Source organism: Leptolyngbya sp. CCY15150, from assembly GCF_016888135.1.
GTDB lineage: Bacteria > Cyanobacteriota > Cyanobacteriia > RECH01 > RECH01 > RECH01.
Genome location: NZ_JACSWB010000207.1, coordinates 1 through 18,447 on the forward strand (window position 1 = coordinate 1; position 18,447 = coordinate 18,447).

Annotated in this window: 15 protein-coding genes; 7 read left to right on the forward strand and 8 right to left on the reverse strand. The window is 51.6% G+C overall.

Annotated elements, in window-relative coordinates:
- Both JUJ53_RS14150 and nadC read left to right on the forward strand, forming a co-directional pair.
- Window positions 1-276: hypothetical protein (locus JUJ53_RS14150; protein ID WP_204152680.1), on the forward strand; the 276-nt coding region annotated here is incomplete at its 5' end.
- 125 nt (window positions 277-401) lie between these two features.
- Window positions 402-1,283: a carboxylating nicotinate-nucleotide diphosphorylase gene (nadC, locus tag JUJ53_RS14155; protein ID WP_204152681.1), complete on the forward strand. Its 882-nt coding sequence runs from the start codon at window positions 402-404 to the stop codon at window positions 1,281-1,283.
- Window positions 1,284-1,328: 45 nt separating this feature from the next.
- Here nadC and glpK read toward each other — a convergent pair whose 3' ends face one another.
- Together glpK and JUJ53_RS25510 are read right to left on the reverse strand one after the other, a co-directional pair.
- Complete coding sequence (glpK, locus tag JUJ53_RS14160) at window positions 1,329-2,840, reverse strand: glycerol kinase GlpK (protein ID WP_204152682.1); 1,512 nt, start codon at window positions 2,838-2,840, stop codon at window positions 1,329-1,331.
- A 452-nt stretch (window positions 2,841-3,292) separates the two neighbouring features.
- Window positions 3,293-4,624 (reverse strand): ATP-binding protein, encoded by a 1,332-nt coding sequence (locus JUJ53_RS25510; protein ID WP_204152683.1) that lies wholly within the window; start codon window positions 4,622-4,624, stop codon window positions 3,293-3,295.
- A 538-nt stretch (window positions 4,625-5,162) separates the two neighbouring features.
- Between JUJ53_RS25510 and JUJ53_RS14170 the strand changes: the two genes are divergently transcribed.
- Complete coding sequence (locus JUJ53_RS14170) at window positions 5,163-6,257, forward strand: glycosyltransferase (protein WP_204152684.1); 1,095 nt, start codon at window positions 5,163-5,165, stop codon at window positions 6,255-6,257.
- Between the two features lie 185 nt (window positions 6,258-6,442).
- On the opposite strand, the gene JUJ53_RS14175 is transcribed toward JUJ53_RS14170, so the two are convergent.
- From JUJ53_RS14175 to JUJ53_RS14185, 4 genes are all read right to left on the reverse strand, one after another.
- On the reverse strand, window positions 6,443-7,288 hold the full coding sequence (locus JUJ53_RS14175) for an MBL fold metallo-hydrolase (protein ID WP_204152685.1): 846 nt from the start codon (window positions 7,286-7,288) through the stop codon (window positions 6,443-6,445).
- 861 nt (window positions 7,289-8,149) lie between these two features.
- Window positions 8,150-8,665, reverse strand: a complete 516-nt coding sequence (locus tag JUJ53_RS14180; RefSeq protein ID WP_204152686.1) for an inorganic diphosphatase — start codon at window positions 8,663-8,665, stop codon at window positions 8,150-8,152.
- Window positions 8,666-8,924: 259 nt separating this feature from the next.
- A complete protein-coding gene (locus JUJ53_RS25130) occupies window positions 8,925-9,059 on the reverse strand; it encodes a hypothetical protein (protein ID WP_275415771.1) in 135 nt (44 codons plus the stop codon).
- A 417-nt stretch (window positions 9,060-9,476) separates the two neighbouring features.
- Window positions 9,477-10,292 carry a peptidoglycan recognition family protein gene (locus tag JUJ53_RS14185; protein ID WP_204152687.1) on the reverse strand — a complete coding sequence of 272 codons (816 nt, stop codon included), beginning with the start codon at window positions 10,290-10,292 and terminating at the stop codon, window positions 9,477-9,479.
- 301 nt (window positions 10,293-10,593) lie between these two features.
- Here JUJ53_RS14185 and JUJ53_RS14190 point away from each other — a divergent pair, with 301 nt between their 5' ends.
- Window positions 10,594-11,577 carry an alpha-ketoacid dehydrogenase subunit beta gene (locus JUJ53_RS14190; protein ID WP_204152688.1) on the forward strand — a complete coding sequence of 328 codons (984 nt, stop codon included), beginning with the start codon at window positions 10,594-10,596 and terminating at the stop codon, window positions 11,575-11,577.
- Window positions 11,578-11,680: 103 nt separating this feature from the next.
- Here the strand turns inward: JUJ53_RS14190 and JUJ53_RS14195 are convergent, their stop codons facing one another.
- Entirely contained in the window at window positions 11,681-12,502 is an 822-nt protein-coding gene (locus tag JUJ53_RS14195; protein WP_204152689.1) for a fumarylacetoacetate hydrolase family protein, read from the reverse strand.
- Window positions 12,503-12,697: 195 nt separating this feature from the next.
- Here JUJ53_RS14195 and rpsF point away from each other — a divergent pair, with 195 nt between their 5' ends.
- Window positions 12,698-13,021 carry a 30S ribosomal protein S6 gene (gene rpsF, locus JUJ53_RS14200; protein ID WP_204152690.1) on the forward strand — a complete coding sequence of 108 codons (324 nt, stop codon included), beginning with the start codon at window positions 12,698-12,700 and terminating at the stop codon, window positions 13,019-13,021.
- Window positions 13,022-13,206: 185 nt separating this feature from the next.
- Here rpsF and lepA read toward each other — a convergent pair whose 3' ends face one another.
- Window positions 13,207-15,009: a translation elongation factor 4 gene (lepA, locus tag JUJ53_RS14205; protein WP_204152691.1), complete on the reverse strand. Its 1,803-nt coding sequence runs from the start codon at window positions 15,007-15,009 to the stop codon at window positions 13,207-13,209.
- Between the two features lie 379 nt (window positions 15,010-15,388).
- Here lepA and JUJ53_RS14210 point away from each other — a divergent pair, with 379 nt between their 5' ends.
- Window positions 15,389-17,287 (forward strand): SBBP repeat-containing protein, encoded by a 1,899-nt coding sequence (locus JUJ53_RS14210; RefSeq protein ID WP_204152692.1) that lies wholly within the window; start codon window positions 15,389-15,391, stop codon window positions 17,285-17,287.
- 164 nt (window positions 17,288-17,451) lie between these two features.
- A complete protein-coding gene (locus JUJ53_RS14215) occupies window positions 17,452-18,240 on the forward strand; it encodes a YdcF family protein (RefSeq protein ID WP_204152693.1) in 789 nt (262 codons plus the stop codon).
- The last annotated feature ends 207 nt before the right edge of the window (window positions 18,241-18,447 follow it).

Genomic DNA, 18,447 nt, shown 5'->3' on the forward strand with positions numbered 1-18,447 from the left:
CTGGCTTTCAAACTATTTCGTTTTATCGGTTCGGTCTCCCTCAGTCCGGGCGGCTTTCGTTGCCCTTCCCTCAGGCGCTTAACCAATATATCCAACCTATCTAGACTTGTCAACACCCTTGGCATTTTCTTTTTTTCAGCGGCTGAAACTCTCTCTACACAAGCAGTTCAGCCGTTAAGCTCCTTAAAAATCACCGATTTTTCCTCAGATCTTCGAGATTTTCTTGGAAAAACTGGAGGAGTATTCCCCGACAAAAATCTCCAAAAGCCTTACTGAGCAAGCTTTCTAGAGAATTTGAAACATCCTGATCTTTTTTTTCCAAGAGACTTGTGCCTTTCCACAAGACGGGGCGGCATTGGGGCTAGAGTTGAACTCAGTACTCTTATAGATGCAGTCCTAGGATGAAATCACAGGTATCAGCTCCCGTCGCAAGTTTACCGCCGGCGCTTATTTTGAACCCAATGCTGGAAGACTGGCTGCGGGAGGATATTGGGCGGGGCGATCGCACCACCCAGGGCTTGGTCAAAGCTAGCCAGACAATGGGAGCGGCTGAGTGGCGGGCAAAAGGAGCTGGCGTTATTGCTGGGTTGCCATTAGCAGAGCGAGTGTTTCATCTAGTGAGACCAGATGTGACCTGTACCACCCTGGTAGAAGAAGGGCAGCGGGTGGAGCCAGGGCAGGTTGTGTTGCGAATGCATGGGCTATTGACCGCGTTGCTAATGGGCGAGCGCGTGGCGTTGAATCTAGCGATGCACTTGAGCGGCATTGCTACGATGACCCGACGTTATGTAGAGGCGATCGCTGATTTGCCCACCTGTTTAGTTGATACTCGAAAAACCACGCCGGGTCTGCGCCTGCTGGAAAAATATGCCATCCAGGTCGGTGGGGCGATGAATCACCGCATGGGGCTCGACGATGCCGTGATGATTAAAGACAATCACATTGCGGTGGCGGGGGGAATTGCGGCGGCGATCGCTCAAATTCGCAGTTCCATGCCCTATCCCCTGACGATTGAAGTGGAAACGGAAACCCTAGAGCAGGTTCACGAAGCCTTGGATGCGGGCGCGGACATTATTATGTTGGACAATATGCCACCGGAAACCATGGTTCAGGCCGTGCATCTGATTCGCCAGCAGAGCGATCGCATTTTGATTGAAGCATCCGGTAACGTTACCCTAGACACCCTTCGAGCGATCGCTGAAACGGGCGTGGACTACATTTCTAGCAGTGCCCCGATTACGCGATCGCCCTGGTTGGACTTGAGTATGCGAATAGTGACCTAGGTGCAGGCTAGGTTCAAGCAAGCCCTAGACCGGCGATTAACCGGGTTATTCTTCTAGCCAATGCTTAGAGCGCTCTACGGCTTGTTGCCAGCGGGAGAACTGGGACTGAGCGCGATCGCGATTGGCACTGGGTTCAAACACCCGATCGATCTTGCGTTGATCTACCAAGGTGCGATAGTCATCCCAAAAACCCACCGCTAGGCCGGCAGCAAAGGCAGCTCCTTGGGCCGTGGCATCTAAAATCGCTGGACGTTCCACCGGAATTCCTAGGACATCTGCCTGAAACTGCATGAGGAAATCATTTTGGCAGGCTCCACCATCCACCTTCAGCAGGGTGGTCTTGGTGCCGCCATCTTGATCAATAGCCGTCACCACCTCACAGGCTTGGTAGGCGATCGCTTCCAGCACCGCCCGCACCATATGTTCTCGCTGTACCGCCGCCGTGAGCCCGAGGAATGCTCCCCGGGCCGTCATATCCCAGTGGGGCGCTCCTAGACCGCTGAGAGCGGGGACAAAATAGGCACCAGCATTATCAGACACCTGTTCTGCCATCGGCCCAGTATCCGAGGCCGCGGTAATTAACTTCAGTCCATCCCGCAGCCACTGAATGCAGGCTCCAGCGGTGAACATACTGCCCTCCAAGGCATAGCCCACCTCAGTTTGATCGCCATGGGATTGCGTCCAGGCAATGGTAGACAGCAGATGGTTTTTGGAGCGGGCGATCGCGTTGCCCGTATGGGACACCAAAAAGCAGCCGGTGCCGTAGGTGCATTTCAACAACCCAGGGCGATCGCACCCATGGGCATATAGGGCCGCCTGTTGATCACCAAAAATAGCCGTGATAGGAATTTCAGCACCCAAAATATCCGGCACAAGCTTACCAAAGTGGCCAATGCTGGGCTGAATACTGGGCAAAATCTCCCGTGGAATGCCGAACAGGGAGAGCATTTTGTCATCCCACTGCCGATCCACCAAATTGAGCAGCATGGTGCGGCTGGCGCTGCTATCGTCCGTCGCATGTACCTGCCCACCGGTTAAATTCCACAGCACCCAGCTATCGATGGTGCCGGCCAGGATATTGTCGGGCTCCATGGGCGGATCATCTTTCTCTAGATGTTTGAGCAGCCAATGCAGCTTACTGGCAGAAAAATAGGCATCAAGGACTAATCCAGTGCGATCGTAAATCTCATCGACATGGCCTTGCTCTGCTAATTGGCGACAAATGGCGGCCGTACGACGATCTTGCCAGACGATCGCATTATGAAGAGGACGACCGGTGGTTTTATTCCACAGTAGACAGGTTTCCCGCTGAACGGTCAGTCCGATAGAAGCAATCTGCTGCGGTTGGATACCGGCTTTTTTGATCGCCGCCTGCATTGCCCAGCAGGTATCGTCCCAAATCTCTCGGGGGTCGTGCTCAACCCAGCCCGGATGGGGGTAGTACTGAGTGAGCTCTTTGTAGGCCTGGGCAGCGATGGTGCCATGGCGATCGAACAGGATCGCTCGATTACCTGTGGTACCTAAATCCAGCGCCATTACATAGGTCGGAGCAGTCATCATCCCTCACCTTATAGTCTGAACAACAGTGGGGCGATCGCTAAAGCATGGATGTCCTATGAACTGAGCCAAACTCTCGATTCTAGACCTCAAGAATCCCCGCCTGATGTCCAATGTGGGGATAGGCATCTTCTCATAGGGCGATCGCTGAAGCATGAACGTTGGCAATCGTCACGACTCGTCACGACGATGAAGCGTAACGCTAGGAGCGATCGCAGAACCTGCATCCATGCACAGACCTATCTGAAGACACCCAACGCACACTGGATTAAAGTCACTAGCCTGACTTTATACCTTATGCCACATCACCCTAATAAACTAGTTTGGCAAACCTTGGATCATGAAAAACCTCTCTAACGGCATAGATTTTGATGAAATCATGATGAAAAGCAATCCAACATGAGGACTTACCTAGCAGGTTACGTCAGTGGTATTGCCCTGGTTATGTCCAATCACTCATGCATCGGCAGAAAAATATCAAACCCTGTACCCACACCCACCTGAGAGCGCAAGTGCAAGCATCCTCCATGCTTTTCTAATACAATCTGCCGGCAAATAGCTAGACCTAAACCTGTTCCATGTTCAACGGATTTTGTTGTAAAAAACTCTTCAAAAATTCGCTCTTTCAGATCATCCGGAATACCACAACCGTTATCATCAATCGAAATACAAATCCAGCGATCGGCATCGGTATCGCTAGCGTGAAGCAACTCGTCCCGCGTAAGTTGTCGGGTTGTAATCGTAATTTTTGGTTGCCAATCTACAATTGCTAGAGAGCGATCGCTCTTCATCGTTGAGAGCTGTTGCTGACGTTCTGCGATCGCATCGGCCGCATTACTGATCAGATTCATAAAAACTTGGTTCAACTGCCCTGGATAGACCGAAACCATGGGTAGATCATCATACTGCCGTACCACCGTCACCGAATTTCGGAGGCGCGTACTTAAAATAATCAGCGTATTTTCCAAGCATTCATGAATATCTGTTTCTTGATACTCATCCTTATGTTGATAGGAAAATGTTCGTAAACTTTCAGCTATTTTGCGAAGGCGATTAGCCCCTACTCGCATACTAGAAATAATTTCAGAAAAGTCTTTTTTTAAGAAATCAAATTCAATCTCTTGCTTCATCGCCGCAGATTCAGCAGGCCCAGCATCTTCTGAATCATAAACATCAATGAGCGCCAACAAATCCTGACCATAATTCCCAAGGTAATTGATATTTCCAGCAATAAAATTCACTGGATTTAAAATCTCGTGGGACACATTTGCAATCAAACGCCCTAGACTTGCCAATTTTTCATTTTGAAACATCTGCGCTTGAGTCTGTTCGTGGATCACCTGCTTGGCTAACTCATGAATGCGGGAGTGAGCCAGCAATAATTGATGAATATCTAATAGTCGATAGTCATCGCCATTCTGCACCACAATCGGCTCATATAGATGTTCAGGCGATCGCTGTAGAGATTGCTGAACCGCATCGACAATCAACGTCTGGCTAGGCAAGACCAAAAATTCATGGGCAATGAACCGATATAGGGTCTGAATCGATCGCTGCAAAAATAGCTCTAGGGCGTAGGGGCGGCTCATCCGCTCCAAAAACCGACGGCGGGAAATCATCCCTACAAACTGGTCATGATCAACCAACACGACCCCTGGAATCATCGGATCAGCATCGAATTGACGAGCAATATCCTGGGCCGTGCTTTGAGGGTGAGCTTGGCAATGATGTAGCGACAATTCACCAAGTACTGAGTTAAGTTTGAGCGATGGTGATGCAGTCACACTAGCAGGAGATTGGACAGGAGGCATGAACTCACGAACCATCTGACTCAAAGACATTGAATCTCGCCATAGTATCGAACACAGCCAAACGTAGCGATCGTTGTAGGATGCACCCCTATCATCCTATTCCTTGCAATCATGCCATTAATACCGCTTCTACACGTTAACAGAAGATTAAAAACCTGTTAAACAGGCAGGTTTGATACTCTCAAAGTTGATCTTAAGGTGTAAAGCAAACGGGTTGACTGATCAATCTTTTCTGTAGGCTGGGTTGAGTAACGTAAAACCCAGCATCAGCTCAGATTCCAATGGGTTACGCTGACGCTAACCCATCCTACGAAGGAATCAGGATTGCAGAAGTTTTGTCCGTCAATCACGAACGATTGGGTTACATAACTTAGACCCTTCTTCCAGCGTTTATGAAAGCGCAGCAGTCCCATGGTCTACTTCTCGCCCATGGGACAATAGTGGGACTATTCAGGCTTGCATTCACTCATTTGACTCATCATAATTACCTGATTCCTGGGGCATTATCTTTATGCGTGCACTTCTGATCGGCAATTCGAAAAACAAGCTTGACAATATTGCAGCCGCTCAACTATATCCTTTCTTTTTATACCGTCGGCAGCTTCGTCGGAGAATATGTCTAGAGTTCAAGCATATTCAGGCTTATACCTTCAGCGATATTTGTGATGCCTCTACGACGAAAAACGTCGATGTCATCATCATTCGTCCTGACTGGCGAGAAGATAGCGAAACCGCTGAACGAAGCTTGGAGTATATTCGCAAACACAACCCCTACAAAAGAATCATTTTCCTCGATCCATTCGACCAAACCAGCAGTCGATACTTTAGTGTTTTGCCCTACGTCAATCAGTTCCTCAAATACCAGCGACTTAAAGACGTTCAACTCTATACTCGTTCCTTTGTGGGCGGTAGCTTCCTCACCGACTATCTAGCCCATGAACTCAACTACAATCTCAACAACTGGTATGTCGGCTCTCAGGCTCCGAAGGGGTATGAATCGAGAATTGGCACCTACTGGAACTTTGCCACGTCCCAAGGATTCTACAAAACCTTCCGCAAACCAGCGCGTCGAGCCGCAGAAAAAGACATTGATGTGTTTTGCCGCCTGTCGTTTGGGCCGCCCGAACAGGTGGAATGGTACGGTCAATATCGACTAGCCGCCGTTCAAGCGCTCGTTCCCCTAGAGGCTCAGTACAAACTTGCCGTCGATCGCAGCCCCGAGGGAGCACGCAGCGTGTCTAGCAAACAGTATCTAGATGAGATTAAACGCAGTCGCATCGTGTTCAGCCCCTTTGGATGGGGAGAAATTACCTGGAGGGATTATGAAGCAGCCTGCCATGGATGCTTGCTCATCAAACCTTCCGTCGATCATATCGACACCCGGCCCAATATCTTCTACCCAGGCAAAACCTACGTGCCTGTCCGATGGGACTTTCAGGATCTAGAAGAAACCTGTCGCTACTACCTAGAAAACCCAGAGGAAGCCAATCAAATTGTTCAAAATGCTCGCCAAGCGTACATGCAGTATTTTGAGAACCAAGAGTTCATCAATCACATGGAACAAGATATCCTGTCTCAAGCCCCGCCACCTGTCTCAGTGCTCTAGCACAATCTAAAACCCCAACGCAGTCCCTCGTCCAAGCGGGCGAGGGGATGCCTTCCAGACACCTAGATTCCCTGGTAGTGCTCAAAATTGGTCATGATAGCGGAATGAGATCCTTGATTCTTAAGGGGTCTAGCGATATGCAGCATTACATCTTGAGCACTGCTGATGCCTTGACTCAGAAGCCTTTACTCTAAAAGATTGATGGCCATTCCCTCTCGGGCCAACTGAGCATGGGGAAATGTGGCCTGAACCTCTTGTTCCATGTGATCTAAGAAGTCATCTTCATGGTGTGGATCATGGTGGAATAAGATGACTCGCTTGGCATGAGATTCAATCGCTACTTCTACCGCTTCTTTCCAGATTTTTGTTTGACGGGTGACTGCTTTGACCGCTGGATCATAGTAGGCGCGATCGGCATAATCAACATCATAGATGAGCAGATCTGCTTCACTGGCTAGGTACAGAACATTTTGATCAACGTTACCGCCGCTGTGCTCCGTATCGGTGGCATAGACAAGCGATCGCCCTTCCCAGGTGACCCGATACCCCAGAGAACTATTCGTACCATTCAACGAGACCGTTTCGACAGTCACATCATCTAGGGTGATGATTGAGCCCGGCGAGATGTTGTGAAACTGCATGTCAGCCTGCATGACCTGAAGAGGCACAGGGAAATGAGGGCGCAGCATTTGATCACAGAGTCGCTGCTTAATCGAGGCTCCATTTAAGCCCACAGAACCGTAGATGTGAAAGCAGTTGCCTTGATGAAAGGCAGGCATAAAAAATGGGAATCCCTGGATTCGATCCCAGTGGGTATGGGTGAAAAAGATGTGCGCATCAACAGGCATCTGCTTCAGCAGGTGATTGCCCAACACATGTAACCCCGTACCGCCATCAAAAATTAGGCGTTTTCCTGCTACTTGCAGTTCTACACAGGCTGTATTACCGCCGTAGCGGGCGGTCTCTAGGCTGGGCGTGGGGATACAACCCCGAACGCCCCAAAAATACACCATGAACGCTTCAGTGCTCATCGGCTTAGGTGGGGCAATACCATGAATTGAAACAGGTTGAGCATGAGTAGTTGGGGTATCAATGCCTGACATTGTTAGAGCAAATTAACCATAGTTGGAGGTCGTCGTACCAACCGAGTTCATCATCATGAACTCTTCTCTGAGATCTGATATAGACCATCGTTTTTTAAGTATGCCCAAAACTGGGGCGTGCATATCGATTTAGGATAGCTGCCCAGTTCTAGATACAGTGTGCAATGGTTTTCCGAAGAACAGCAACGATCTAGGTTTTAGTGTGTAACCCAAGAGACGGCTCCCCTGGCAAGATGATAGGTCGTGCAAAAAACAGCAAGCAACTCTACCCCTGAAACTTTCATGCTGATGATGTGATCATCTTAATCAATGCTACCCTTCATCGCTATGGTCTGCCATCGAGTGATGCCCCATGGCGCTGCACCCCAATCACCTAGCCCAAGGCTCAGTGAAGACAAACCTTTCACGTATCTGCGCCATGTCGAGAAACAACGCCATATCTATGTCAGCCATGCTGCTGTCAGCCGTGCTGCTGCCGTTGTCTCGAACAATACACATCAACGAACGACCAAGCATCCCTACAAAAACGCTTGCACGTTAAGCCAGCGGGCAGCTTCATTAAGAATGTCTTTCATGTATATACCAGTTCTAAAACTCCTATCGGGATACTCTTCTGACTTGAACGAGGAGAAAGAGGAGCAAGCCCGGTTGACGTAGATTAGCACCCCGGCATCAGCCCTGAACCGGCGTTGTTGATCATCAGCCCTGGGCGTTGCTCACTCCACCGCCTCTTGTCATGGGGATTGTGTCCCGATAGATGACGTGTGGCAACGCCCTTTGGCCGATACGCTAGTTAGACTTGTAGCGAGCAATGCAGGCATTCACAAGGGCAGCTACTTGATCAACATCTTTCCAACCGAGAATTTCCGTGACCTTCTTCTCAAGATTTTTGTAGGTCTTAAAGAATTCAGCAATTTCGTCTAAGCGATGGCTAGCAACGTCACTCAAGGACTTCACTTGGGTGTAGCGCGGATCTTTATCGGGCACGCAAAGAATCTTTTCGTCGCGATCGCCCCCATCGATCATCTCCAACATGCCAATGGGACGGGCCGCAATGACACAGCCAGGAAAGGTGGGTTGATCCATCAAAACCATGCCGTCTAGAGGATCGCCATCTTCTGCTAAGGTGTTGGGCACAAATCCATAGTCGTAGGGATATTGCACCGACGCATAGAGAACGCGATCGAGGGCAAACGCTTCTAGATCCTTGTCATACTCGTACTTGTTTTTGCTTCCAGCCGGAATCTCAACCAAAACATTGATTAGACCCGGTTTAGGTTGGGCAGGAATGCGTGATAAGTCCACAAAAAATCTCCAGGCTAGTACAACTCAGTGAACAAACTGGGTGCGTCTGGGCAGATCGGTGGAACAGGTCACCAGGCAAGTTTTCACCCTCACCCTTGGCTGCTCCATCCTTGGCTCCATCGAGCACCATGACCCATTCAACCCAGACCATCTCCCGAATAGCATTTTAGTGGAAGACGGACTCGCCTAGACGGGTCTAACAAGAACTGGAGAGGGTCACGTAGAGATGAGTTGGTCAGAGGAGGAGATGGGCTCACGGCTAATCACCGGATCCAGTAGTCGATTGCAAGACCGGATAGGGCGCTGGCGGCCATGGCTCTAGGGGCTGAGAGGAGAAGTAGGCGATCGCCAACAGTGGAATCACGAGCGTCAGTAGCGCAATGATGGTTCCCATAACCTGTCCAGGCCAAGTAGCGGCGGATTTCGGAGGAAGATCAGATTGACTACTAGATTCCATGGGAATGCAAGACGTGAGTTCGGTAAAGCGGACTGTCCAACGTATACGCTAGCCTGCAACAGCCACGCCTCATAATTGATTTATCTTTAATACTAACGAAACGAACGAAGATTTTGCCGCTCCCGTGAGGGGAGGCGATCGCTTGCTCAAGACCAAAGGCGATCGCACCAGCCATGCTTGTTTTAGACCTGCCTACCCTTAGGCTTAGGCTTTGCTGTTGTTCCAATCAACCTCGCTACACATTCAGGATGCCCTTACTTAAGTACGGCCATACATTCCCATCTCTCATATTCTGTCATATAACCACAAGCCACCTGCCACAAAGACTACGCTTTCTGCTACAATTCTCGCTCCCTAAGCTGGGCGATTAGGATACTGGTGCAAGATAGCCAGAAACCGCTCCCGATCAAAACTGCGGGGATCAATACGGCTTTCGGTGCGATCAACGGCCTCATGGGTGGTGATGCGATCGTCGGGAATGTCGGTTCTAGCCAGCAGCCAGGCTAGAGACTGGTACTGCTCCTCGGTATAGCCTCGATGGGTTGGCCCAGATTCCCAGGAGCCCGGTGGAGACTCTAGGGAAATGTGGTAGGCAAAGTTATTCACCGAGGGAGGAAAGTCGGGATTGGTGCGCACACCCTCCACTTGCCCATTGGCGTTGACGAAAACCGAATTGCCCGCACCAAAGGCTCGCATTTCGATAGGAACGATATACACAACCGTGCCGTCTCGTTCAATGATTACGTGGTAGCTCACCTGATCCCAATCATCGGGATGGTGGGTCTGGAATAGATAAATAGCGCTTTGGGCTGTCCCAACCGTTTCATGAAGCACCACCACGAGAGGATTGGTGAGCAGATTGCCATCAACATCCTGCAAAATCCGCCTATCGTAGTTGCTGGGATCAGCCATGGCAGTGCGCTGGGGAGGATCATAGCCAATGGATGGATTGGGTACTGCAGGCAACAGGGCGGGATTTTTAAACGGATTGGGAATCGCTTCAACCGTTGGCAGTTGTGCTTCAACCGGCTCACTTCTGAGGCTAAATAACACCCGGACTCGGGCAAATGCACCTTGACTGGCACCGAGCATCAGCAAGGCAGAAACGAGCGTTAGAACAAACAGCCGCCCTAGGAGCGATCGCATGATCCATCGAAATTTATCTATCATTCCACACACTCACAAGGCAAATGGGTTGTAGTATTAAGCGCGATTGCATGGTCAGACTCTCAGGAAAAGGAACGCCAGGGTTCGTCCTGTCTTAGAAGGCTAGTTTTAAGTATACAAATGGACGCATGGAACACTATCACCATGTCGTCTAAGCCCTAGACTAGCCTTGAACCAAGACCCAACTCTTTGGAAAAAGACTAGAGAACTTTTGAAGTGATCACGAAAGAGGCCCTCGTCCCGTTAGAATTGTAGTCTGGACAGATATCGAGTTTGAACCCTTAGATACATTTCCTTCCATCAGATGGCAGAAACCCTTCTATTTAACGCTCTCCGTCAAGCAACCGATGAAGAAATGGCCCGCGACCCTAGCGTCTTTGTGCTAGGGGAAGATGTGGGACATTATGGCGGTTCCTACAAAGTCACGAAGGATTTGTACAAAAAATATGGCGATCTGCGGGTGCTCGATACGCCGATCGCAGAGAATAGTTTCACAGGAATGGCGATCGGAGCCGCAATGACCGGGTTACGCCCGATCATTGAAGGCATGAACATGGGATTTCTGCTGTTGGCATTTAACCAAATTGCTAACAACGCTGGCATGTTGCGCTATACCTCCGGTGGTAACTTCAAGATTCCTATTGTGATTCGTGGCCCCGGCGGGGTCGGTCGGCAGCTTGGGGCAGAGCACTCCCAGCGGCTAGAGGCCTACTTCCAAGGTGTACCTGGCTTGAAAATGGTGGCCTGCTCTACGCCCTATAACGCCAAGGGGCTCCTCAAAGCCGCTATCCGCGATGACAATCCGGTGATTTTCTTTGAGCATGTGCTGCTCTATAACCTCAAAGAAGATTTGCCAGATGACGAATATGTTTTGCCCCTAGACAAGGCAGAACTGGTGCGCAAGGGCAAGGATGTCACCATCCTCACCTACTCACGAATGCGCCACCACGTCATGCATGCGGTTAAAACCTTGGAGAAAGAGGGGTACGATCCTGAGGTGATCGACCTAATTTCCCTGAAGCCCTTGGATTTTGAAACCATTGGAGCATCCATTGCCAAAACCCATCGGGTGATCATCGTTGAAGAATGTATGCGTTCGGGCGGCATCGGCGCAGAGCTAACCGCATCGATTAACGATCGCTTCTTTGATGAACTAGACGGCCCCGTTTTGCGGTTGGCATCGCAAGACATCCCCACGCCTTACAACGGCACCCTGGAAGCACTGACCATTGTGCAACCGGCTCAAATTATTGAAGCGGTGCAAAAAGTGGTGGCGGCACGGGTGTAGTTTCAGTTCAAGCCAGTTAAACACCAGGCAGCAACGCGGGGGGGATGTTCTATATCCTTCCCGCGTTTTAGGTTTACCTGAGTCCGAGTTCCTACAGAAGAGACTAGGGAGCGATCGCATCCTCCGAGGAAGACGGGTTAGAGTCTGGTTCAGGACGGGCAATCACCGAACTCTCCAAGCTGCCAATGCCCTCGACTTCCACCCGAATGACATCCCCCACCTGCAGCGGCCCCACGCCCTCCGGCGTTCCGGTGAGCACCACATCACCCGGCAACAGGGTCATCACCCGACTGATGTAGGACACCAACTGCTCCGGCGACACCACCATGGTGTCAATCGAGGCGCACTGCACCGGATCCTTTTGCTGGTTGAGAAACGTCTGCAGCATGGCTCCGGCACTCAGTTCCCGGACAATCCATGGCCCGAGGGGACAGAAGGTATCGAACCCCTTCGCCCGCACCCATTGGTTATCGCGCTGTTGCAAATCGCGGGCAGTGACATCAATGGCGATGGTATAACCCCAGATCTTCGACCGGGCTTGCTCCGGCGTGCAGTTAAAGCAGCGATCGCCAATCACCAGGGCCAGCTCGCCTTCATAGTCAATCCGTTGCGACTGGGGCGGGTACTCAATGGCATGTCCTGTAGCAATCACCGCCGTCGGTGGCTTCATAAAAATCAGCGGTTCCTCCGGCACAGGCGTTCCCATTTCTGCAGCATGTTTGGCATAGTTTTTGCCAATGGCCACAATTTTAGACGGCGCACAGGGAGCCAGAACATCAAACTCATCTGGATTGAGAAATTGCTCGGTTAATTGCCCCCCTAGCCAAGGCGGGGCATCCAGGATCTGCACTTGGCGATCGAGGTGCAGTAACCCGTAATAAAGCTGCCCAGGCGGGGTTTTAACTCGAACGTAGCGCTGCGCCATAGTGGGTTGACCTAAACGTAGTGTATGATTGTATATCCTTGCCTTTGCTGAGCCATGTCATGCGACTCAGGGAATCCGTTCGTCAGAGGACAGACCAACGACGACGGAAGAGCGATCGCTCTAGGTCTACTGAGTCAAAAAAGGACTAGGGCAATTTTACAGCAGAGGCCACTTGTCCATAAGGAGTTGTTTGTTATGAAACGTGCGTACGAAACCATGTACATCCTGCGCCCAGACATGGGTGAAGAGATGGCCGATCAAGTGATCACCAAGTATCAAGGCATTCTCAAAGACAACGGCGTTGAGTCTATTGATACCCAACACCGAGGCAAACGTCGCCTAGCTTACGAAATTCAGAATCACAAAGAAGGGATCTACATCCAGATGAACTACGAAGCAGAACCGGCGGCGGTCGCTGCAATGGAGCGAGACATGCGCTTTAGTGAAGACATCATTCGGTTTTTGACCATGCGTCAAGATGAACTGCAGTCTGACCCCTCTACACCCGTCAGCCTATAGACCCCAGCGATCGCCCCTAGGTTAACCATGCCACGAGCCCCAACGGTTGGAGTGTAGCAACTATCCAGAAGGGGCGATCGCTCAAGCTTCAACTCCCAGACAACCAAGCCAGCTCTCGAACAAACGGCCGCCCCATGGGGCGGCCGTTTGGCGTTAGACGGTAGTCGGCAGAGTAGTAGGCAACCTTATAGCTTGAGCACCGCCATGAACGCTTCTTGAGGTACATCCACGGTACCGATCGCTTTCAGGCGCTTCTTACCCTTAGCTTGCTTCTGCAATAGTTTCTTCTTACGGCTGATGTCCCCGCCGTAGCACTTAGCAAGAACGTCCTTACGCAGGGCTGGAATGCTCTCACTGGCCACAATTCGGCTACCAATCGCCGCCTGTAGCGGAATCTTAAACTGATGGCGAGGAATCAATTCCTTGAGCTTCTCCACCAGCGCCTTACCGACGTAGTAGGCCTTATCGCGATGCACAATCGTCGCCAGGGGATCCACCTTGTCGCCGTTGATCAACACATCCAGCTTCACCAAAGGATTGACCCGATAGCCAATCAGATGATACTCCATGCTGGCATAGCCCCGCGATCGCGACTTCATCTGATCAAAAAAGTCTGTGACCACTTCCGCTAGGGGAATCTCATAGGTGAGGGTGGTGCGCCCCTGGGCTAGGTATTTCATGTCCTTAAACTCGCCCCGACGGCTTTGCCCCAGCTCCATCAAGGTGCCCACGAAGGCCTCCGGGGTAATCATTTCTACCTTGACATAGGGTTCTTCAATCAACTCGCGATATTGCGGATCGGGCAACTGACAGGGGTTATCGATCATCAACACCTCCCCATCAATCGTCGTCACTTGATAGATCACCGAGGGAGCAGTAGTGATCAAATCCAGGTTATATTCGCGCTCCAGCCGCTCTTGGACAATTTCCATATGCAGCAGCCCTAGGAACCCGCAGCGGAAGCCAAAACCCATGGCGCTGGAGGTTTCTGGCTCATATTGCAACGCTGCATCATTTAAGCGCAGCCGTTCCAGCGCCTCCCGCAGATCTTCAAACTGATCGGCATCGGTGGGAAAGAGACCGCAAAAGACCATGGGCTTGGCTTCGGTGTAGCCCGGCAGCGGCTCCTTCGCCGATCCCTTGGCAAGGGTGATGGTATCGCCAACCCGAGCATCTTCAACCGACTTAATGGCCGCGGCAAAGTAGCCCACTTCGCCAGCATGGAGAGCCTCGACCTTCACCTGCGTTGGAGACAACACGCCTAGTTCATCAATTTCATACTCCTTACCCGAGATCATGAGCCGAACGCGATCGCCCCTACGCACTTCCCCGTCCATCACGCGGAAATAGACAATTACGCCGCGATAGGCATCATAGTAACTGTCAAAAATCAGGGCCCGCAGCGGCTCCTGCATGGTGTCTGGGGGCGGCGGTACGAGATAGACAATCGACTCTAGGATGTCATCAATGCCGATGCCTTCCTTGGCAGAGGCCAAAATGGCATTGCTACAGTCCAATCCAACAATTTCCTCGATTTCTGCCTTCACCCGCTCTGGATCGGCACCGGGGAGATCAATTTTGTTGAGAACAGGAATAATTTCCAGGTTATGCTCTAGCGCTAGGTATACATTCGCCAAAGTTTGCGCTTCCACACCCTGGGAGGCATCCACGACCAGCAGCGCTCCTTCACAGGCAGCCAGCGATCGCGACACCTCGTAGGAGAAATCCACATGTCCCGGCGTGTCGATCAAATTCAGCACATACTGTTCGCCATCCCGCGCCTGGTAGTGCATCCGGGCCGCCTGGAGCTTGATCGTAATCCCCCGCTCCCGTTCTAGATCCATCGAGTCGAGAAATTGCTCCTTCATGTCGCGATCGCTCACGGTGCCAGTGGATTGCAGCAAGCGATCCGCCAGGGTGGATTTACCGTGGTCGATGTGAGCAATAATCGAAAAATTACGAATGCGAGAGACGGGTGCGTCAGTCATAGAGCCTCAATTCACCATGCAAGCGGAGTCTCCGATCGTTTCGTACTTCAGCCCTAGCCTTTCAGCCCCCATACTACCCATCCCAACTGCTAGACCTAATGACCTGACCTAGGATCAGTCGGTCAGCCCAGTGATCCGGAGCGTTGAGTGGGGTGAACAGGTTAAGAAATCTCTAGAGAAAAGCGATCGTACTGAAGATATTGTAATGCGTCTACCCGGCTTATCGAAGGACTCGTGCAGGAGGAGAGGGAGGAAGCTAGAGATTTGACTGTTCGTATACCGAGTGAAGTTTGCATAAAGTTTCCATAAAACGGTTGCGATCGCCCTCTAGCATGGGACAGTTTGAGAGAAATTTCCCTATAGTTACGGATGCACTCCCATGGCAACGTCACCAGGCAATAGTCGTACCCAGGCTCCACGGATTCAACTCAGTAGTCGCCCACGTACATTTGCGGATGTTGTCAGTCGCTCTGCCCCTAACGACTACTATCAGGTACGCTTTCAGCAACGCACCAGCTTTGACCTCACCCTATCAGGGCTACAGGCCAATGCCAATGTGGAGCTTCAGCGGCGAAATGGCAGTCGTATTACCCGATCAGCTCGCCCCGGTCGCCAAGATGAACGCATTAACCTCAATCTCAATCCTGGCATCTACTACATTCGAGTCTACCGAGGACAAGGGAATACTCGATACCGGCTACGCATGAGTGCCAATGTGGATCGAGCTGGGGATAGCCGGGGTCAAGCTCGGGCAATCATCGCAAGCGATCGCCTCCGTACCTTTCGCGACTATGTGGGCCCCTCTGACCGCAATGACTTCTATCGCTTCACCCTAGATGAAGCTCGCGAGATTAATCTCCGCCTGTCCAACCTACAGGCCAACGCCGACCTACGCCTGCTCGACAACCGCGGTCGGCTCCTAGAGGCTTCCACCCAAGCAGGCACCAGAAACGAACGCATCACCACAGAGCTAGAAGCTGGCACCTACTACCTACGGGTGACGCCCAGAGGCAATGCCCAAACCCGCTACGCCCTCACCGTTCAGGCCAATCCTCTCCTGACGCAAACCTTGACCCAAGAGTGGATTAGTCAAATCGGCACCGCCGCCAACGACTACGCCTACGGCATCGTGGTAGATAGCCAGAATCGGGTCTACGTCGCTGGTACCACCGGCGGCAATTTGGCAGGCACCTCCGCCGGTGGACAGGATGCCTTTATTGCTGCCTTTAACGCTGGCGGTGGGTTACTTGACATAGACCAAGTCGGCACCAGCCGCAGGGACATCTTTTCTGGTCTAGCCATAGACGCCAACGACAACCTATACGCCGTCGGCACCTGGAATTTGGGTACACCTAGCCCTAACCCAATTTTCCTAGGATCTGGTGATGTCGTCCTAGCCGACTATCGCACCATCAACGGTGAACTGGTATCCCAAGACCAAGACACCCTAGACATTCGCACCCTTGACTCTGCCGCAGATGTCACCGTTGATGCCAATGGCACCGTGCTGCTCGCTGGGGCAGCCGTTCAAGCCTCGCTACCTCTCACTAGCGATACGTTTGTGGCTAGCTACACCAATGGAGGCAATCTCCAACAGCGTTCTGGGGATTTTGACGACATCAGCCGACAGGCCGCCGCCACCAGCATTGCGGTGGATGCAGCGGGCAATATCTACGTAGCGGGGATCACCAACGCTCAGCTAGACATCAACAACCCCGGCAATCCCTATTCCAACAGCGATGCCTTTATTGCCAAATACAGCGCCAACGGCACTCAGCTTTGGTTTAACACCCTGGATTCCGGCGGCACCGATACAGCACGGCGCTTAGCCGTCGATAGGGCCGGCAATGTTTACGCGGTAGGCCACACCGAGGGCAGCCTGCCAGGACAAACCAGCGCTGGCGACACCGATGCCTGGATTGTGAAGTATGACACCAACGGCAATCAGCAGTGGCTCAACCAGTTTGGCACCAGCAGCTTGGATGAGGCCCAAGCGATCGCCCTTGATGCAGCGGGCAATGTATACGTCACCGGCGAAACCGAAGGCTCCCTCTTTGGCAGCCATCAAGGCGGTAGTGATGCTTGGATCGTCAAATATTCCAGCAGCGGTCGCGAGATCGCCAGTCTTCAAACAGGCACCGCTGCGGATGAGGAAACCTACGGCATCACGGTGGGTGCCAACGGTCATGTTTATGTGGTGGGGCAAACCCAAGGCGTTTTAGGCGCTAGCAATGCTGGCAATTACGATGTTTGGGTCGGCAACTATTCTCTAACGTGAGCGGAGTTGTGGGGCTAGCACTCACGTTTTTCTCGTAGTGGTGTTCGTGGGAATCGAGTCCCAGGAGATACCTGCTGCTACAGCCGGATTTTATAGCGGAAATGGGTACAATCTGGACGGAACATTTCTAAATTGTCACAGTCTAGACCTTCAACTGAGCTGCCATGTTTTTCTTCCTCTCAAAGTTCCTGCCCACCTTGGTTTTCCCATTGGGCTTCACCTGCTTAATGATTGTGGTAGCCCTGATCACCCTTTGGCGACGGCCTCGGTGGGCAGCGGGCAGTTTAGCGATCGCTCTAATTGTGCTGTTAGTCAGTAGTAATACTTACACCGCCGAAGCGATGTTGCGATCGCTAGAGTGGCAGCATATTCCCGCAGAGGAGTTACCCAATGCGGAAGCGATCGTGGTACTGGGGGGTGCCGTGCGTGCCCAAGAATATCCCCGCCCCTGGGTGGATGTGCTGGAAGCAGGCGATCGCCCCTTACATGGCGCACAGTTATACCTTCAGGGCAAAGCGCCACTCGTGATTTTGAGCGGTGGACGCATCGATTGGTTTGGGCCTCGGGGTGCAGAAGCCGACGATATGGCTGAAATTTTAGAAGCCATGGGGGTTCCCCGTGAAGCCATGGTGTTAGAACGAACGTCCATTAATACCTATGAAAATGCCGTCAATGTGAAACAAATTCTCGATCAACGGGGCATCAATCGGGTGCTGTTGGTTACCTCGGCTGTTCATATGCCGCGATCGCTCAAAATCTTTGAGAAACAAGGTATTGAGACCATTCCTGCTCCCACAGATTTTATTGCTTCCTCACCGGTGGTCTCCCGCGAACAAACCTATCAGGCCGCCATCCTACGTTCCCTACCCGAAGCTTACAACTTACAACATGTGACCCGTGTGATTCGGGAATACATCGGCATCGTGGTGTATTGGTTAAAAGGGTGGCTCTAGCCGTGAGACCGAGTACAAACCTAAGGGTGGAGATTAAGACGATAGATGGGGTCAGTCTGGTTAAGACAAGTCCTAGATCGAACGTTCAAACGTTTGAATATCTCCAGGGTTGCTTCATGACCTAACCCATGAGACTAGATCTCTACATCCACCCACACAACCGAGCTGTTTAGCTATCCAAGCGATCCCGATGTAGCCCTCCGTAAG

Excerpts from the sequence above, each read along its gene's own strand:
- nadC (WP_204152681.1), top strand. The coding sequence starts at position 402 with ATGAAATCACAGGTATCAGCTCCCGTCGCAAGTTTACCGCCGGCGCTT.
- glpK (WP_204152682.1), bottom strand. The coding sequence starts at position 2,840 with ATGACTGCTCCGACCTATGTAATGGCGCTGGATTTAGGTACCACAGGT.
- JUJ53_RS14170 (WP_204152684.1), top strand. The coding sequence starts at position 5,163 with ATGCGTGCACTTCTGATCGGCAATTCGAAAAACAAGCTTGACAATATT.
- JUJ53_RS14175 (WP_204152685.1), bottom strand. The coding sequence starts at position 7,288 with ATGAGCACTGAAGCGTTCATGGTGTATTTTTGGGGCGTTCGGGGTTGT.
- JUJ53_RS25130 (WP_275415771.1), bottom strand. The coding sequence starts at position 9,059 with ATGGGAACCATCATTGCGCTACTGACGCTCGTGATTCCACTGTTGGCG.
- JUJ53_RS14185 (WP_204152687.1), bottom strand. The coding sequence starts at position 10,292 with ATGATAGATAAATTTCGATGGATCATGCGATCGCTCCTAGGGCGGCTG.
- JUJ53_RS14190 (WP_204152688.1), top strand. The coding sequence starts at position 10,594 with ATGGCAGAAACCCTTCTATTTAACGCTCTCCGTCAAGCAACCGATGAA.
- JUJ53_RS14195 (WP_204152689.1), bottom strand. The coding sequence starts at position 12,502 with ATGGCGCAGCGCTACGTTCGAGTTAAAACCCCGCCTGGGCAGCTTTAT.
- rpsF (WP_204152690.1), top strand. The coding sequence starts at position 12,698 with ATGAAACGTGCGTACGAAACCATGTACATCCTGCGCCCAGACATGGGT.
- lepA (WP_204152691.1), bottom strand. The coding sequence starts at position 15,009 with ATGACTGACGCACCCGTCTCTCGCATTCGTAATTTTTCGATTATTGCT.
- JUJ53_RS14210 (WP_204152692.1), top strand. The coding sequence starts at position 15,389 with ATGGCAACGTCACCAGGCAATAGTCGTACCCAGGCTCCACGGATTCAA.
- JUJ53_RS14215 (WP_204152693.1), top strand. The coding sequence starts at position 17,452 with ATGTTTTTCTTCCTCTCAAAGTTCCTGCCCACCTTGGTTTTCCCATTG.